Origin of the sequence: Pseudomonas syringae (genome assembly GCF_023278085.1) — a bacterium.
Classification (GTDB): Bacteria; Pseudomonadota; Gammaproteobacteria; order Pseudomonadales; family Pseudomonadaceae; genus Aquipseudomonas; species Aquipseudomonas syringae_Q.
In genome coordinates this window covers 1-16,899 of record NZ_CP066266.1, presented here as the reverse complement: position 1 = coordinate 16,899, position 16,899 = coordinate 1, and the positions used below count along the sequence as shown (strand labels likewise).

20 protein-coding genes are annotated in these 16,899 nt (G+C 55.6%); 6 read left to right on the top strand and 14 right to left on the bottom strand.

Annotated elements, in window-relative coordinates; translation table 11 throughout:
- Positions 1–41: 41 nt before the first annotated feature.
- Positions 42–440 carry a Cu(I)-responsive transcriptional regulator gene (cueR, locus tag I9H07_RS24630; RefSeq protein WP_005782518.1) on the bottom strand — a complete coding sequence of 133 codons (399 nt, stop codon included), beginning with the start codon at positions 438–440 and terminating at the stop codon, positions 42–44.
- Positions 437–2,821, bottom strand: a complete 2,385-nt coding sequence (locus I9H07_RS24625; RefSeq protein ID WP_005782519.1) for a heavy metal translocating P-type ATPase — start codon at positions 2,819–2,821, stop codon at positions 437–439. Before I9H07_RS24625 ends, cueR begins: the two co-directional genes overlap by 4 nt.
- A gap of 157 nt (positions 2,822–2,978) precedes the next feature.
- On the opposite strand from I9H07_RS24625, the gene I9H07_RS24620 reads away from it, so the two are divergent.
- The 3 genes from I9H07_RS24620 (at position 2,979) to I9H07_RS24610 (ending at position 5,469) form a co-directional block, all read left to right on the top strand.
- Positions 2,979–3,176, top strand: coding sequence for a heavy-metal-associated domain-containing protein (locus tag I9H07_RS24620; protein WP_005782520.1), 198 nt, complete (start codon positions 2,979–2,981; stop codon positions 3,174–3,176).
- A 230-nt stretch (positions 3,177–3,406) separates the two neighbouring features.
- Positions 3,407–4,093 (top strand): heavy metal response regulator transcription factor, encoded by a 687-nt coding sequence (locus tag I9H07_RS24615; RefSeq protein ID WP_005782521.1) that lies wholly within the window; start codon positions 3,407–3,409, stop codon positions 4,091–4,093.
- Positions 4,090–5,469 carry a heavy metal sensor histidine kinase gene (locus I9H07_RS24610; RefSeq protein WP_005782522.1) on the top strand — a complete coding sequence of 460 codons (1,380 nt, stop codon included), beginning with the start codon at positions 4,090–4,092 and terminating at the stop codon, positions 5,467–5,469. The genes I9H07_RS24615 and I9H07_RS24610 overlap by 4 nt, the downstream gene beginning before the upstream one ends.
- 69 nt (positions 5,470–5,538) lie before the next feature.
- On the opposite strand, the gene I9H07_RS24605 is transcribed toward I9H07_RS24610, so the two are convergent.
- Positions 5,539–6,000, bottom strand: a complete 462-nt coding sequence (locus I9H07_RS24605) for a DUF411 domain-containing protein (protein ID WP_025992745.1) — start codon at positions 5,998–6,000, stop codon at positions 5,539–5,541.
- 282 nt (positions 6,001–6,282) lie between these two features.
- On the opposite strand from I9H07_RS24605, the gene I9H07_RS24600 reads away from it, so the two are divergent.
- A complete protein-coding gene (locus I9H07_RS24600; RefSeq protein ID WP_005782524.1) occupies positions 6,283–7,242 on the top strand; it encodes a tyrosine-type recombinase/integrase in 960 nt (319 codons plus the stop codon).
- Positions 7,243–7,346: 104 nt separating this feature from the next.
- Here I9H07_RS24600 and I9H07_RS24595 read toward each other — a convergent pair whose 3' ends face one another.
- The 3 genes from I9H07_RS24595 to I9H07_RS24585 form a co-directional block, all read right to left on the bottom strand.
- Positions 7,347–7,877 (bottom strand): hypothetical protein, encoded by a 531-nt coding sequence (locus I9H07_RS24595; protein ID WP_005782525.1) that lies wholly within the window; start codon positions 7,875–7,877, stop codon positions 7,347–7,349.
- Between the two features lie 15 nt (positions 7,878–7,892).
- A complete protein-coding gene (locus I9H07_RS24590) occupies positions 7,893–8,579 on the bottom strand; it encodes a hypothetical protein (protein WP_005782526.1) in 687 nt (228 codons plus the stop codon).
- 289 nt (positions 8,580–8,868) lie between these two features.
- The gene (locus I9H07_RS24585; RefSeq protein ID WP_010217029.1) at positions 8,869–9,510 is read right to left on the bottom strand and encodes an SOS response-associated peptidase; all 642 of its coding nucleotides are present in this window, start codon (positions 9,508–9,510) and stop codon (positions 8,869–8,871) included.
- A 211-nt stretch (positions 9,511–9,721) separates the two neighbouring features.
- On the opposite strand from I9H07_RS24585, the gene I9H07_RS24580 reads away from it, so the two are divergent.
- Positions 9,722–10,216: a hypothetical protein gene (locus I9H07_RS24580; protein ID WP_050512781.1), complete on the top strand. Its 495-nt coding sequence runs from the start codon at positions 9,722–9,724 to the stop codon at positions 10,214–10,216.
- A 498-nt stretch (positions 10,217–10,714) separates the two neighbouring features.
- Here I9H07_RS24580 and I9H07_RS24575 read toward each other — a convergent pair whose 3' ends face one another.
- From I9H07_RS24575 to I9H07_RS24555, 5 genes are all read right to left on the bottom strand, one after another.
- Complete coding sequence (locus tag I9H07_RS24575) at positions 10,715–11,002, bottom strand: hypothetical protein (RefSeq protein ID WP_005782528.1); 288 nt, start codon at positions 11,000–11,002, stop codon at positions 10,715–10,717.
- Entirely contained in the window at positions 10,992–11,642 is a 651-nt protein-coding gene (locus tag I9H07_RS24570; protein WP_003348583.1) for an AAA family ATPase, read from the bottom strand. The genes I9H07_RS24575 and I9H07_RS24570 overlap by 11 nt, the downstream gene beginning before the upstream one ends.
- Positions 11,643–11,754: 112 nt before the next feature.
- Positions 11,755–11,955 (bottom strand): hypothetical protein, encoded by a 201-nt coding sequence (locus tag I9H07_RS24565; protein WP_003348581.1) that lies wholly within the window; start codon positions 11,953–11,955, stop codon positions 11,755–11,757.
- A gap of 337 nt (positions 11,956–12,292) precedes the next feature.
- Positions 12,293–12,703 (bottom strand): hypothetical protein, encoded by a 411-nt coding sequence (locus I9H07_RS24560; RefSeq protein ID WP_005782529.1) that lies wholly within the window; start codon positions 12,701–12,703, stop codon positions 12,293–12,295.
- Between the two features lie 93 nt (positions 12,704–12,796).
- Entirely contained in the window at positions 12,797–13,084 is a 288-nt protein-coding gene (locus tag I9H07_RS24555) for a hypothetical protein (protein ID WP_080034378.1), read from the bottom strand.
- A gap of 265 nt (positions 13,085–13,349) precedes the next feature.
- On the opposite strand from I9H07_RS24555, the gene I9H07_RS24550 reads away from it, so the two are divergent.
- Positions 13,350–13,670: a hypothetical protein gene (locus I9H07_RS24550; RefSeq protein WP_005782530.1), complete on the top strand. Its 321-nt coding sequence runs from the start codon at positions 13,350–13,352 to the stop codon at positions 13,668–13,670.
- 75 nt (positions 13,671–13,745) lie between these two features.
- On the opposite strand, the gene I9H07_RS24545 is transcribed toward I9H07_RS24550, so the two are convergent.
- From I9H07_RS24545 to I9H07_RS24535, 3 genes are all read right to left on the bottom strand, one after another.
- Positions 13,746–15,044, bottom strand: a complete 1,299-nt coding sequence (locus I9H07_RS24545; RefSeq protein ID WP_039847494.1) for a Y-family DNA polymerase — start codon at positions 15,042–15,044, stop codon at positions 13,746–13,748.
- On the bottom strand, positions 15,022–15,447 hold the full coding sequence (locus I9H07_RS24540; protein WP_005782533.1) for a LexA family protein: 426 nt from the start codon (positions 15,445–15,447) through the stop codon (positions 15,022–15,024). The genes I9H07_RS24545 and I9H07_RS24540 overlap by 23 nt, the downstream gene beginning before the upstream one ends.
- A 138-nt stretch (positions 15,448–15,585) precedes the next feature.
- The gene (locus I9H07_RS24535; RefSeq protein WP_005782534.1) at positions 15,586–16,899 is read right to left on the bottom strand and encodes a replication initiation protein; all 1,314 of its coding nucleotides are present in this window, start codon (positions 16,897–16,899) and stop codon (positions 15,586–15,588) included.

Below are 16,899 nucleotides of genomic sequence, written 5' to 3'. Positions count from 1 at the left end.
CTGGCTTAACACGCTGGCTGGTCTGACATCGGCACTTTGCGCTATTTGCCCTTGACTCCGGCCAACGAGTCGAGAATGGCGCAGGTAGAATCGTTATTGCCCTGGCATTCATTGATCAAGGCCTGCAGCGTATCGCGCAGGCTGATGAACTCCTCGATTTTGCGGTTCAAGTCCTGCACATGAGCATTGGCCAGCGCTTTTACGTCGGCACTGGCACGGTGTCGGTCGCGTTGCAGTTCGAGCAGGGTGCCGACTTCCTCCAAGGAAAAGCCCAGGTCTCGAGCACGTTTGAGAAAAGCCAGGGTATTCAAATCGGCAGGCCGGTACTGGCGATAACCGCTTGCTGTTCGTATGGCAGGCTCAAGCAAACCAATACTTTCGTAATAGCGCAGCATCTTGGGCGTCAGCCCACTGGCGTGTGCAGCTTGGCTGATGTTCAAGGTATGTCCTCCAATGCCGGTTGCCAGCGTTTGAGCAGCAAGGCATTGCTGACCACGCTTACGCTTGAAAAGGCCATGGCTGCGCCGGCAAAAACCGGATCGAGGAGGCCGAACGCTGCCAATGGGATGCCAATCACGTTATAAACGAAGGCCCAGAACAGATTTTGGCGGATTTTGCGGTGGGTGCACCGGGCGATATCCAGCGCTGCCGGTACAAGTCGTGGATCACTGCGCAGTAGGGTGATTCCGGCGGCATGCATGGCCACATCGGTACCGCTGCCCATGGCAATGCCGACATCGGCGGCCGCCAGGGCGGGAGCATCATTGATACCGTCGCCGACCATGGCCACCCGTGTGCCTTTCGCCTTGAGACCTGCAACGACGGCCGCCTTTTCGGCCGGCAGTACCTGGGCATGAATGTTCTCAATACCCGTCTGAGCAGCGGTCTGCCGGGCACTGCTCCAGGTATCCCCGGTAATCAAGTGGCTGCTGATCTGACGTGCTGCCAAGGCCGCTACAGCCTGCTGGGCGCCAGGCTTAAGCGCATCGCCAAACGCGAGCAAGGCCAGCACCCTGGGCGCAGCGCCTAGCTCGATCAACCAGGACAAGGTCCGGCCTTCGGCGTCCCATAGCTGAGCGTGTTCAGCTAACGCGCCTGGTTCGAGCCCTAGCTCTTCAAGCCATCGGCCATTGCCCAAGGCAAGCTGCCGGCCTTCGACAGAGCCTTGGACGCCACGACCAGGCAGCGCACGGACGCTGTCAGCCATTGGGGTATCAAGGCCGCGTTCACTACAGGCCGCCAGAACAGCACGACCCAGGGGATGTTCACTACCTCGTTGCAAGCGGCCCGCCAGCGCCAAGGCTTCCGCTTCGGGGATCGAAGCTACCGCCATATGCACCAGATGGGGCTCCCCTGAGGTGAGGGTACCGGTTTTGTCAAAGGCCACCGCTTGCACGGCATGGGCGACTTCCAGGGTTTGTGCATCCTTGATCAGGATGCCGTGACGTGCCGCAACGCCGGTGCCTGCCATGATTGCAGTTGGAGTGGCCAAGCCCAAGGCACAAGGGCAGGCAATGACCAGTACGGCTACCGCGTTGATCAGCGCCGTCTCCCAGTCGCTCCCTGCCAGCAGCCAGCCCACAAGCGTTAACAGGGCAATGCCGAGCACCACCGGCACAAAAATTTCGCTAACCTTGTCCACCAGGCGTTGGATGGGTGCCTTGGCGGCCTGTGCGTCTTCAACCAGACGAATGATCCGCGCCAGTACGCTCTCTCCCCCAAGGGCTGTGACCTGAACGATCAGCGTGCCTTCACCGTTGATGGAGCCACCAATGACCTTGTCGCCGGCTTGTTTGGCCACCGGTCGGCTCTCGCCACTGATCAGGGCTTCGTCCGCATAGCTGTCGCCTGTCTCAATGAGGCCGTCCACCGGGATGCGCTCGCCGGGCCTGACCCGTACACGTTCTTTCAGGCGTAAGTCAGCCACCGCAACCTCCTGCTCACGGCCATCAGCTTCCAGACGTAGGGCGCGCTCGGGCCTCAACCCCTGAAGCGCACGTATGGCTTCACCGGTCTGCCGCTTAGCTCGGCTTTCAAGGTATTTGCCCAGACGGACCAGGCCAATCACGACAGCTGCAGCTTCTAGATAAAGGTGGGGGAACTGGCCGGGCACAGCGGTCACGGCTTGGTAGACGCTCAAGCCATAAGCAGCGCTGGTCCCCAGGGCGACGAGTAAATCCATATTGCCAGTGCGGGCCCGTAGCGCTTTCCAGGCTGCGCGGTAAAAACGGGCACCGAGCAGGAATTGCACCGGTGTGGCCAAAGCGAACTGAAGCCACACCGGCAACATGATGTGAATGCCTAACGGTTGCAGCAGCATGGGCAGCACGAGCGGAGCGGCCAGCAGCAAGGCTGCGATCAACGCCCAGCGCTCCTGTGTGAGTCGAGTATTTTCAGCGGCTGGGACCTTGGTAGTGGGAGGTTGAGCCTGGTAGCCCGCGTTCCTTACGGCGGCGATCAAGGCCTGCACAGACGTGCCTGCTATGGCAGTGACATGGGCCTGTTCGGTGGCCAGATTGACGCTGACCTCGCCCACGCCGGGCACTTTGCGCAAGGCCCGTTCGACACGGTTAACGCAACTGGCACAGGTCATGCCGGTGATGCTCAATACGAGGGTTTCGTCCGGGACCCCGTAGCCGGCGCGGGTAATCGCCTCACGTAAAGCCGGCATGGCGTCCTGCGGCGCTTCAATTCGGGCTTGCTCGTTGGCCAGATTCACACTGGCTTCCTGTACGCCGGCCACTTTCTTCAGCGCACGCTCCACGCGACCGGCACACGCGGCGCAGGTCATCCCTTGGATAGGTAGATTAAATTCAGCCATGCCGGATTCCTCGCTATCAATGAGTAGAGGATCAACCTTGACCTCATGTAAAGGTCAACCTCCAACCGCGCCTAACGCTTAAGAACAGAAGAGGCTTGACCTTGACCTCATGTCAACGTTGAAAGTAGCGCTGCCCCCCATGATTTGGAGACACGCTATGTATCAGTTCAACGTGCAAGGCATGAATTGCGGTCATTGTGTCAAATCGATCACCGCAGCGGTCACGGCTTTGGACAGTGAGGCCACGGTCGATGTGGACTTGGAAAGCCGTACCGTACAGGTTCAAAGCCGCCAGCCAGCGCAGGCCCTGCTCGAAGCAATTCAGGAAAAAGGCTATCCCGCTGAGCTTGCCTGATTCCTGTCCTTCCCTTAGGTTCAGGCTTTCCTAAGACGGTTCTTTGCAAAAGAAACGGCGCCTGGACAGGCGCCGGAGACCAAGGAGCGGAGGTCTTTGAAGAGAGCTGAGCCCAGACTAGCCCTTGGCAGCTGACGTGCACCTGATTGGCCGATTACATTTGTGTAAGGTGGCACCACACCTATCGGTTTGTTGGCAGACTAAACCCATCTGCAAATGAGATCGCTGTCATGAAACTGTTGGTAGCCGAAGACGAACCGAAGACTGGAATCTATCTGCAGCAAGGCCTGCGGGAGGCCGGCTTCAATGTGGACCGCGTGGTCACAGGCACAGATGCCGTTGACCAGGCGCTCAATGAAGCCTATGACCTGTTGATTCTTGACGTGATGATGCCGGGCCTGGATGGCTGGGAAGTCATCAGACGCCTTCGCACCGCTGGCCAGTCCGTACCGGTGCTGTTTCTGACCGCACGCGACGGGGTAGACGACCGGGTCAAGGGCCTGGAGCTGGGCGCCGATGATTACCTGGTTAAGCCATTTGCTTTTTCAGAACTGCTGGCACGGGTGCGAACACTGCTACGGCGCGGCAGCAGCAGCCTGCCGGTTCAAACAAGCCTGCAAATCGGAGACCTTCAGGTGGATTTGCTCAAGCGTCGGGCGACTCGGGGCGGCAAGCGAATCGACCTTACGGCCAAAGAGTTCGCACTGCTGGAGTTACTGATGCGCCGGCAAGGTGAGGTGTTGTCCAAATCGCTGATAGCTTCCCAGGTCTGGGACATGAATTTCGACAGCGACACAAATGTTATCGAGGTGGCGATACGGCGGTTGAGGGCCAAGATTGACGATGACTTCGAGGCAAAACTGCTGCATACCTGCCGGGGGATGGGTTACATGCTAGACGCGCAGGACGAAGGATGAAGCCTGGCTCACTCACCCTGCGCTTGAGCCTTTTGTTTGTGGTCGCGGTCGCCGTCGTCCTCATGATCGTGGGCGTTGCCTTCAACGAGCTGAGCCGTCACCACTTTCGCGCCCTGGATGCGCAAGCGCTGGGAGAAAAGCTGGAAGCGATTAACCAGATCGCGAAGGAATCAGGCGCAAACCCGGAACTGCTCAAGGCGCGCTGGCACACCCTCCTGGGGGCACATCCCGATCTCAGTGCTGTATTTCTGAAGACCGATGGGACGCCTTTTTTTGCAGAACCTCCCCAATCAGCGGCGCCGTCGCTCGCGCAGGCCACCCAGCGCGATGGCGTCTGGGAGTGGGAGAACGAAGGCCGCATGTTCAGGGCCCTGACCGCCTCGATATCGCTACCCACTGCCAGCCCACCGCTGACCGCCTGGCTTGTCCTGGATGTGACCACGCATATGCACTTCTTTGCCATGCTCGAACGCTGGTTCTGGGGCGTTCTATTGGCTAGTACCGCGTTAAGCGGGGCCCTCGGGTGGCTGGTCGCCAAGAACGGACTGCGGCCGGTGGCAAGGGTGACCCAGACCGCCGCCTCAATGTCCGCTGGCTCGCTGAAGGAACGCATTCCCTTGGGGCCGGTACCGGATGAGTTGCGTGAGCTCATCACCGCGTTCAATTCCATGCTTGGTCGCCTGGACGATTCCTTTGTGCGCCTATCGAATTTCTCTGCTGACATTGCGCACGAGCTTCGTACCCCGATCAGCAACCTGCGGACCCACACCGAGGTGATCCTGGCCAAAAAGCGTGCGCCCGAGGTGTACGAAGAGAATCTGAGCTCCAATCTGGAAGAGCTCAATCGTCTTTCGGGTATCATCGACGGCATGCTGTTCCTGGCCAAGTCTGATAACGGGCTAATTGTGCCCGAGGCTGTTGAACTGGATCTGAGAACAGTCATCAGCAAGCTGTTCGGCTATTACGAGTTTCTGGCCGAGGACAAGGGGATTCAGCTACAAGCATCAGGCAACGCCTCGATCTTCGCTGACAGCGTGATGATCGACCGTGTCGTGTCGAACCTGCTGTCCAATGCCCTGCGCTATACGCCGTCCGGAGAGACGATCAAGGTCAGCATCCACGATCACGGAGGAAGGGTAGAGCTTCGGTTGGAAAATCCTGGCCCTGAAATAGCACCGCAGCACCTGGACCGCATCTTTGACCGGTTCTACCGGGTTGATCCGGCGCGGCGCGAAGGCGCCGGGAATGCGGGGCTGGGGCTGGCGATTGCCCGGTCCTTGATGCAAGCGCATGGCGGTACTATCTCGTGTACATCCCACGAGGGCCGAACGACCTTCATCCTCACCTTCGTGCGGTCATCTGGCCCACGAACATGACATGCCGGCCTGATAGCCTGGGCACCGCTAAGCCAGGCCCCCCAGGCTTGGCGGACATGAAACCGGTTGTCACTGCGCCGGGTAGTCAGCCACCACCTCCTGCTCGCCGGTCTTTTTCAGTCCGATGATCTGATAGGCGCTTTTGTGCCCTGTTTCCATGCCCGGTGAGCCCATTGGCATGCCGGGTGCCGCCACGCCGATTAGGTCAGTCCGGCGTTCAAGCTCAGCGATCTGTTGGACCGGGACATGCCCCTCGATGAACTTGCCGTTCACTACACCGGTGTGACACGACATCAATTTCTCAGGCACACCCAGCTTGGCCTTCACCGGGCTCATGTTTTCTTCCAGATGGTCATTAACCGTGAAGCCATTGTCCCGCAGGTAAGCAATCCACTTGGAACAGCATCCGCAATTGGGGTCCCGGTAAACGTCAATCACGTGCGCAGGAGCGGCTTGTGCCACTGACGCTACAGCTAGTGCCATGGCCGCGACAGTGCGCCGTCCAGCGTCAGTAAGGCTTATGAATTTCATGTGCGGCCATCCTATAAACTGAGTGATTTGCAGCTTACCTTGCATCAATGAGATTTTGGACTGCTCAAGCGTTTGCACCAGTACCCCAACGTCATCCCACATGGTATTTGGACAGGGTTGAATCAACGCACTATGCATCGCTCGCTGCTTAATCAGTGTAAGAAATACGTTATCACCACTTTTTCTCGGCTTTTCCAAATGGTGTGCGGTATCGGTCATTGGCGTTGCCATTATGACCAAGATTTAGATTTCGATTATTTATGAGGCGCACGAGGGTTATACATGCAGCACGTGACGAAGATTGGCGCAGGCGATCCACGCAGGCTGACCGCCGTCGAATTTCAGCAATTGGCCACCGTACCCTCAGCGCTTGAGTGGTTTGCCAACCTGGACAACCCACGCACACGCCGTGCCTATCAAAATGACCTGACGGATTTCTCTTCCTTTATAGGGCTGGCCAGCGCCGATGATTTTCGCCAGGTCACCCGGTCGCACGTATTGGCCTGGCGCGCCGATCTGGAGCACCGCGGCCTGGCCGGAGCCACCATTCGCCGCAAACTGGCCGCGCTGGCCAGTCTCTTCGATCACCTCCTGGAAAACAACGCCGTGGCCGGCGGCAACCCGGTGCATGGGGTCAAACGGCCTCGGATTGAGACCAACGAAGGCAAGACCCCGGCCCTCGGTGATCACCAGGCCAAGCAGCTGCTCGAGGCTCCGGACACTGAAACGCTCAAGGGGTTGCGTGATCGGGCGATTCTGGCGGTGCTGCTCTACCACGGCCTGCGCCGCGAAGAAGCGGCACAGCTGCACACCCACGATCTGCAGGAACGACGCGGCATCAAGCACCTGCGGGTCCACGGCAAAGGCAGCAAGATCCGTTTTTTGCCCCTTCATCCTGTGGCTGCTGAGCGCATCCACGCGTACCTGGAACAAGATAACGAGCGTGCCGCGACGCCCGGTCCGCTGTTTCGCTCGCTGCGCGGCACCACCACCGGCGCCGGCATCACGGCCAACGGCATCTATACCGTTGTCGAGGCCTATGCCAAGAAGGCCGGCATCGTCGTCGAACACCTGGGCGTGCATGGCCTGCGCGCAACGGCGGCGACCAACGCCCTGGAGCACGACGCCGATATCGCCAAAGTGCAGATGTGGCTTGGGCACGCGAACATCAGCACCACCCGCCTTTACGACCGGCGCGGTCAGCGGCCGGAGGATTCACCGACCTTTAAAGTGAAGTACTGACTCGTGGCTTGATACAGCCTGAGTTCAGCGGTGGCAAGCGGTGGGATGGCTTCAAAGGTATTGGGGGACGGGAGATCTGCATGCCAAGAATTTAGCATTCAGCTTCATGCCTGGGTTGGGAAAAGACCTGGATGTTTTGACCCTGTAACTAGGTTGTGCAGAGCCACGCTTGCTTTATGAATGAGTACAGACACACCTTTCAAATCCTCCACCGTTGTAGGGACAAATGTGACTTTGAAGCTTCCTCGTGCACTCACCGAAGACAGCAAAAGATTCGCCGTCTCAGGGTCATAGTGGAGCGAGCCATGCACATATTTGTTGCGTGCCTTTGCCGCTTTATTCATGGCTGCTATTACCGCCTGGTAGTCTTTCAGTCCTGGATGTGAGTCTTTTAGAATGTCACATAGGGTTCCAAAGGCATCCTGCTTTTGCTTGAAGTTCATATGTGTAGTGATTATTTGTGGTCTAGCGTCGTCAGGGTCATTGATACCTAACAACTTTTTTATATAAAGATTCAAGCTACCTTCAAGGACCGACCAGGTAGCAGCTATGCGGCCCAGCTCAAGGAGATAGTGATCTGGCAAAGGCCAATCTTTTGGCATTTCGAGAAGTGATTTTTTTTGGCTATAGGGCATTTTGTTTTTCCGTGACTACTCGATATTGGTGTTTGGGTCAGGCCGGATGAATATTCCCAAGAAGCTCGTCACCTCTCCGAAGTCCGGCACAGTATCAAGATAACGTCCGAATGAGCTACCACCTACATTTCTGAAAAGCATGCATAGATAGGGATGGTACTTCTGGAAGAACTCGGTCAGCTTGACCAGCTCGATCCTTTCATACGTCACATGGCCTGCAATCTTGTTTCGCATGGATCGAAAGGCGGGACCGAAATCTTGATCGACAGGTAGCATGCGTTCGTATTGGGAACGTGGGTGGATCTTGGCGGAGACAGCGCCCCTGTCGATGCTCGATAGCCACTGCATGGCCTGAAGGTGAACCTGCTCGTTCAGTGCCCCATCAGTGTACGTATGCGTACCGACTTTACTTTTTTCATCACCAATTCTTTTGGCCTGCTCGCCTTTCACCCAGGCTTTTATCCTACGGCAACTTTTGATATCGGCGACTTGATGGTCCCGTGCAAACAGGGCCATATACAGTTCGTACAGATGGTGAATGAAGCTGGAGTAGGCATTGTAGGCCCGGTACGCTCGCTGATGACTATGGCCCTGCATGACAATGGACTCACCTTGCGCGACGAAGAGTTCAAAGGCGTCTTTACACCGAAGATACTCATGCCGGATAGCCATGCAATGCAATATATCGGTTTCACTGTCCATTTCTTTTCCGTTGTCCGTGGAGCTGGTGGTGGACAGGGTGACTTGTCGCCCAGAATTGTCCAGCGCGAAAGGATGTAGCTCGAAGGATGGGTAAAGTCATAGTGCTCTCTGTAAGGATTGGTGACGAATCGCTAACGGTCCTGAGAGAGTTGGTTGCGGGCCTGCTGGATAGCTTATATGCCCGCGTACCGTGATGTTTACGGGAAATTCTACCGCGCCTACGGCTTGGTGGCTGCTGCCGTCCAGCGCGACAAGTCACCCTGCCCCCACCAGCTCCAGGGAAGACTGATCACACGGCCACTGTCAGCCGATCTGCCGGGTACTGGTTCATGAACGCTGCGCTCTGCTCCGGCCGCGCGGTCAACCAGTCCATGTACGAGCCCTTCGGCAAAATCACTACCATGCGCTTTTCGTCCTGGGGCTTGTGATACGCCTTCATGAAGTCGTGATCATCCGCATTCACTGTCAGCATGGTGTAGCTGTGCAGGATCTGGTCGGTGGACGGATCGCGCCACTGCTCCCATAGGCCCGCAATACCCAGCAGCTCGCCGTCTGCACGGGCTATACGCGTGGCTATTGCCTTGCCTGATCGCCAGTCCGGCTCATAGATGGCCACCGCTGGGATAATGCAATGTTGCGCCTGACGCCATGCATGTCGGAACGACGGTTTCTCGGCCACTGTCTCTGATCGAGCATTGTAGGTGTGTTTGGCAAACTTGCTGTCCTTGCTCCAGGACGGGATCAACCCAAAGGAGCCGGTCAGCACTTCCATGGTTGCGGGAGAATCGTTTTCATCTGCCCGGCCATCTGGGCGGCGTAGGAATGGGCCGATGTAGCCAGGCCACAGATCGAGCCTGCACTGGTCGAACAGTGCGACCCCGAACACTTCAGCGACCTGGTGGGGTGACGGTGCTTCATAATGGCTACACATAATGGCTCACGGGGGCATGTGGATGTACTAATGTGAGACACCGCCCTGCCCTGCCGTTCCATTCAATCGACTGGTTAGGGAAGCCAGCAGAATTCGGAAAAAAATCGTACGCTAAGCCGATTCGGTTGCGTGGCGCTATTCCTCACGCCTTATTTTGGGCGTGCCACAATAGTGGCTATCAGTCCCCGTCCCCATGGCTCTGGATTCGCCCTTGTCTGAACTGCTCAAATTCAAAGAAAACACGCTTGTGGCCCATCCTGGTGGCGGGTTTAGCTTTGGCACAATTCCAGACATGCCGAAATTTGGTTTGCCGGGAGGGAATGTGTATCTGCGCGTAGGTGTTCACCGCCGTGCAAACAGTGGTTTTGGTGTGATTCACGTTTGGGAGGCTCATCAACCGGACTTGCTCAAGCACGGTTGTGACACCATCGACGGTGTGGCCGCGCACATCGCCAAAATGATTGTTCCAGGAGCACAAATCTACTGTGAGTTCAAAGAGCAACGTGGCGGTAATCGCATTGCAGTGCTCAGGACGTCCACGGGAACACTCATCCTTGAGCCACGCCATGAGCGTGCTACGGGGTTTGGCTATTATGTTGTGACGTGGTATCCCCAACGTCGAGCGCACGGCACCTTGGTAGGTCAGATTCCGCGACCGCCGAAACCTGATCTTGTCGCACCTGAACCGGAGCCACTGCAGAAATGAAAAAGGCGCCCTATGGGCGCCTTTTCAGTGTTCTTGAGGAGTAGTCGCAGCGATTCTTTAGCTCCGAGTCTTACGACCTTGGGTTCAGAATCCGACCGGCTATGCCCGTCGTCACTACTTCAGAGAAACCAGCTTTCTCTGCTGCCAAGAATGCGGGGGGGCCTTTGCTGGTACCCAGTCCCGACGAATGCGCAGTTGCAGTCCTCAATTCCAAGGATATACAAGTTGACACTTGTGTCAACCAAATTTGATGAATGGCCTTGAGTTTACGGGACTTCCGGTGACCCCGGATGATGATTTTTGCCAACCTGACAGGCCGAATGCTTAGCGTACGATTTCTCCGTTTTCTCTGCCGGCCCCGTTACAGCCTAATGCCAAAAACGATTAAAGGTGCCTTAGGCACCCTCTTCCTATTATTCGTAGCCAAAGAGCTGGGCACCCTGTGCCCGGCCCATTTGAGAATGAGCAAACCAGTAATTATTATTTAATAATTACCAATTAATCCAGCGTGTAACCTTGCGCTTCCAGCGCATGCTTAACTATCGCACTGACCGTCCTGAGTGCTTTTCCGGAGCGCTTATTTTCGCGCACATCGTCCTCAATTTTCTCCAGTATGCCTGGGGGCAAGCTGATCGATACGGGAACTGGCTTCCGCTTATCCGGTGCCTTTGCCAACGGGGTAGAGTCATAAGGCTTGTCAGCTAGCTCTCGGGCCAGGCGTTCAGATGCTTCCTCGCTGACCTGCTCCCTCCTATTTGCAGTCTCACTCGCCTTTTTAATTGCCATGGAACACCTCTTTCAACAGACTCTTTATCTCGTTAGCAGCTTCACGGTTTTTCCCTTCTAAAACTGACATTCCCGAAGGAATCGAGTCTTTGTATGCTTTCCGATAGAAGCCGACTGAGTCCAAAGGCTTGATCTCAGGATACTCGGAAAGAAATTCCAGGAATTCGCGCCTCTCCGTGACACGAACTGCAGGGTTTGGGGAAGCCATAGATTGATAGGCATATGCCTGCAGGTTTGGGTTTAGATCTCGGCAGCGCAAGACTTGCTCTTGCAGCTCCCCAAGGGTGTCAAGATCGAGCTGGCTGCATTGGTTTGGAGCAATGATGATGTCTGCAACTACTGCTCCGGTGATCAATTCACGCGAGTTTCTACCAGCGACGTCGACAATCACATAATCAAATTTCTCGCTCAGTGTTCGCAGCGTAACCGTGATGTTGTCGCGTTTTTCAATCAGGGTGATCTTCGGTTCCAGTTGTGCCGCTTCACGCTCTGCGTACCATTTCGAGGCGCTGCGTTGCGCATCCGCGTCTACTAAACAGACATCGTAGCCTTCCATTGCCAACCCAATGGATACGTTTACGGCAGTGGTAGTTTTGCCTACGCCGCCTTTGTTCCCGCCAACCATCACGATTGTGCCCATGTGGGCCTCCTAAATTAATTCGCAATTAATAATTCGCAAATAACAATTAATAATCAGCTCTGTGGGGCTTCTAGTCAAGACCGATCCAGCGCAGATCGGTCCATTCCCCTTCTCAACGATCTAGAACGACCCGTCGCTTGGCTTTGATACCGTCGATGTCAGTCGTTATAAGGATCAACGTGCCGGTAAAGCTGTTACCTGTGTAGAAGCGGATCCACTCAGCTGCACGTGCTGCACTGGTGGTGAATTCGTTGATGATCGTAGTAACACCCTCGTCATCAATGACCGCTCCAGTAAGCGCATAAGAGGTCATATGCCATTCCCTTAGCCCAAGATTGGACGACACAGCACCCTGCGTATCCGAGCGGACACGCAGAGGCCATTCGCTGCAGCTAAAAACAGCTTTCAGGTGATAAGGGGATGCTTACGAAGGAACGACATGAGCGACTCGGCTATGCAGGGAGCTGCAACCTCACCGGCAAACTGTTTTATCCAATAGCGATATTTAGGGTCTGCAAGGTCACGTAACAGCAAAGGACGAGCTGTGATACATTTCATGTTGAGCATGATTTTCCACCAGGTTTATTGTGTTCACGCTGGGGGTGGTTGCACCCATCCCCAGCACCTTCTTTGACTACCTTCTCCTTCTATTAGCCCGTGAATGCCAAAATCGGCACGATGTCCTGCGGCACTCGGCCTGTGAGGATTAGAAAATTTCGCCAGATCTCGTAAGGCACGTCTTGGCTCCCCTCCTTGAACTTCCTAATTCGTCTGTCTGATGCGATGCGAAGCAATCCCGCCAGCTTTTTATCCGTCGCATACGCGTCGAAATGGTCCTGAAAGTGCCGGAAATAGGACCTGACTATTTCAGCGTGAGGTGCTTCCCATCCTTCGTGCTTACGCAACAGGTGAGTACGCGGAAACAGGGCCTCGTCCAGATCCTTTGGACCAGGAATGCTTGGCGCGTGCAGGTTTGCTTCGAGCTGCTTTATCGCCTCGCGAGTAGCCATCTCGAAAATCAATCTCTGCTGTTCAGGGATACCAGGTAGCTCAATCTTCATTGTCATCCCATTAATTAATAAATCATAATTATTAATTGCTAATTAATAAAACACATTGAGGAACGTAAAGACTGGGGCCTTGCGGCCCCTTCTTCACCGTGGTGACAGTTCGATACGCTGAACGTCTGAAACACGGATGTTGACCAGGCTCAGCGTCCCTGTTGCCAACCTTTCCCAGTAGCCTTGCTGATGCACATGCATCAACGCGTAGAAAAGGTAGTCAGGTAGAACGATGTCTGTTCGGTTCACCAGGACACCTATGTGTTCAGGATTGAACACTCGCCCTGGTGCGCCGCATCGTTCTGCTGAACCCCGACGAATTATCCAAAAATGAGCCTCTGGAAAATTCGTCCGGATAGTCGCTACATCTGAAAGTCTCATCTCGTTCCTCGTAGGTGGCAACGACTAGCCCCCTCAGGTTCGAGTGGCTCTCTGCGTGCCACCAACAAAGACATAATAGGCCCATATGGGCCTAAAAACAAGAATTATTAATTACTAATTCATAATTAATATTTAAGGCAGCACGAGCGCTGGGAATTGATCACTTAGCCTTTACGACCCAGAAGTGATTTGATTTCCAGCATCCATCACTTAATCTGCCTGAGCTGTGCCAAGCAACAGGTAAAAAAGCTCGGAAGAGCTGACAATGGAGAAGTCGATAGTGTCGAAGAAATTCATAACCACGTGGTTTTACGCATCTAAGCACTCAGAAACTCAAGACGTTGGTATTTTCAGAACCAAATTCAGGAAAATCTACGATGATCGCTCTGTGGATTTCGATGAGTTTTCACAGCGCCTTGAAGAGGCATATAACAATTTTGATGAGAGAGGCTATGACGTGGTCAACGTCGTTCCAGTGGCCATGGGCTCGTCGGAGAACTGCAATCAGTCCAATGGAACTTATGTTGGAGACGTTGGCTTCTCGCTGACGCGAGGCGCAGTAATTGTTGGAAAACGCAGAGATTAAGCTAGCAATTAAACCTCTGGAATTTCAGGGTAGCCGAGGGTTTTCCTTGTCTGACCTGGGGATCCTGGCACTTGATCAGTTAGCCTTTACAACCCACAGCTGATCAAGTCGCGTCGTGTAGCTCTGGCTCATCAGCTCACGGCGCATCCCCCAATCCGGAACGACTGGTACTGATCCTGTACGCAGCGTCCCGCGTCCCCACTTGCCGTTGATCATGTCCAAAGTAGCCATCAGTCGATCTGAACTCGCCGGCTGATTGATGGTGAACAGATCGTCAGTGAATTCGCCTGGCTGGCAGATATCCATCAGCAAGACTTCTGCTTTGCTGTACCTGAAGCCTGGTCGAAAAATCCGCGAAACCGCCTCTGTCGCGAACTGGGTCATCACCCTCACATCGTTGGTGGGGTAGGGCAGCTGGACCAGAGCGCCGTTTGCATACTTGGCTTCGTCAGGATTGAACATGCCGGTGCGAATGCTCACCCGGATCTTTTTACACACCGATCCCTGGGCGCGTAATTTTTCAGAGGCACGCATCATGTAGGTGGCCACCGCCTCTTTGATCGGCCCCAGCTCGGTCAACCGCTTACCAAACATTCTGCTGCAGCAGATCTCCTGACGTGGTGGTTCGACTTCGTCCAGCTCCAGGCACGCGGTGCCCGCCAGCTCGCGTGCCGTTTTCTCGATCACAACACTGAATGTTTTGCGCAGCATCCAAGGATCGGCCATGGCCAAGTCCTTAGCCGACCGGATCTGCATGCCCTCCAGGTGCGTTTTCATCTTTCGACCTATGCCCCAGACCTCTCCGACAGAAGTATTGCGCAGCACCCAATCGCGTTTTACAGGGTCACAGATGTCAACGACCCCGCCGGTGTGCGCCTGAAGACGCTTTGCCGTGTGGTTGGCCAGCTTGGCCAGTGTCTTAGTCGGTGCAATCCCCACACCCACGGGAATGCCGGTACAGCGGTAGACCTTGGATCGAATCGATCTTCCTAACTCGGTCAAATTGCCAGGCATACCGGTCAGGTCTGCGAACGCCTCATCAATGCTGTAAACCTCAACGGCAGGTACCATGGATTCTATGATGGCCATCACGCGCTGACTCAGGTCGCCATAGAGCCCAAAATTACTACTGAACGCCTGGATGCCGTGCTGACGCAGTAAGTCCTTGATCTGAAAATAAGGCGCACCCATTTTCACATACGGTTTTGCATCGTAGCTGCGGGCAATGACACAACCATCATTTGAGCTAAGAACCACTATGGGAACCTTGGCCAGGTCCGGTCGAAACACCCGCTCACAGCTGGCATAAAACGAGTTGCAATCGACCAGGCCAAACACCGGCGTTGGCTTGTTACTCAAAGCTCGTGACGCCATGTCTCACCACGCCCCATATCGACAGTTCTTCGCCTTCCAGGATATGCCGAGGCGGATAGGCGGGGTTGGCTGACTTCAGCACGACATGGTCACCCTGCAGGATGAGGATTTTGCACAGCGGCTCGTTGTTCACGGCAGCAATGACAATGCTTCCACTGGACGGTTTTCTGGATCGATCCACGACAACGAGGCTGTCATGAAAAATCTTTGCACCCTCCATGCTGTCGCCATCGATCTTGGCCACATAGATGTGAGGCGCACGTAAATCCATCAACCGGTCGAATGAAAAGTCCTGCTCGATGTGGTCCGCAGCAGGATTAGGAAAACCGGCAGGGATTTTGAAAGTGTAGAAGGGTATGACCTTTCCGGACCCGCACAACCGACCGAGTATTTTGACGTTCATGAAGCGAACCTGGCTGGGAACAGAGTTAACTGTATGGACGTACAGTTAACGACTCACAGCCTCAACACGTCAACTCAAGCCGACCAGCAGCACAGAAAGCCATCGCTGCACGCACTGAATTCATACGCGCACTCCCCATCATGAACCATCCTCATGTTCTTTTTTTAAGGGCTCTCCGGCTTGCGGCCCCTTCGTGACCGCAGATATCTGATGTACACCGGATTGCACACCCGAGGCGCGGCCATCAGCAGGCTGACCAACGAGAGCCTGAACGGGTGGGGTAGCGGGTGAACGATCTTGCCGAAGTGGTACGGGCACAGCCTTACGGCTGGCCCTGAGAACGCTCACAGTGGCCGGTTGCAAAACTTCGGTAAGGATGTGCGTGTAGCTGGCCACCGTTCTCACCGAAACGCCGGCGAGTGTCGCAATGGCAGAACGTACCAATGCCTTGCCCTGGTCTTGAAGCTGCCTGCACGCGGCACGGATCTTCGATTCTGTGGCTTTGTGCCGCAGCTCATTGGTGCGCTTCGCAGCCAGGCTCTGCCGCTCGGTAAGCGACAAGCTGCCATCGAGCTGCATTGCGCCTCGATGGCAACGACGATCACCGGTGTACCGATCCCACGTCCAGCGACCTACGGATTTGACCGTGGCGCGTATCGAAGACAGCGGCAGGTTTTCCGAAAAGCCCTGTTTTTGAAAGCTGTTGTGGTTGTACGCATACGCATCGAGCGAGCGCATGAAAGACTCAAACGACCCCAGCTCGCGCTCGCGATTGACGATGCTGTACGCAAAATAACGCAGCTGCTCGAATAGGATGCAGTGCCGCGAATGGCTGACCTGGTCAAGTTTGGGACCAGTGGCCCATGGCTTGACGGTCAGCTCTACCGCGCTCGCCAGTTCGCCCAGTTCATAGACGTGGCTGTGGAATTCAGTCGTCTCCCACCAGGGGTGACCAGGTGTTTTGGCCACAGGGCCACCGTGGTAGTCCACGTCCGCGTCGAGGCGAGCGGCAAACGCGGCATAGATCGCTTTCATGTACTGAATCGGCTTGGCTCGGGCGTTCTCGGTGGTGCACACGGACGGCACGGCATAGAACAATTGGGAATGGCCGCTTTTTCGGTTACGCACCATCAGGTTCGGCGCGGGCAACCCGGCATCGTCCCAGGCCAGGGCATTGGCGTGGTCCAGGTCGAACACCAGCCAGGACACCATGCCGGGGCGATTGACCTGCATATAGGGATAACGAAGCGCGTACTCACGAGGGCGAACGCGGGTCGCGGTTTTGTCATCGCTGCATCGCGCCATGTACGGCGCTTCCAGCAATAACCGATTGAGCGCGGTGCCGTCTTCGAAAAACCGCGCTGGCGGAAGGTGAGTGCTGCTGGCCAGCGGATCGGCGTTGGCCATGAGTGAGGTCGCGAGGGAAAGGCTGAGCGCATTGTCGTGGTTCAT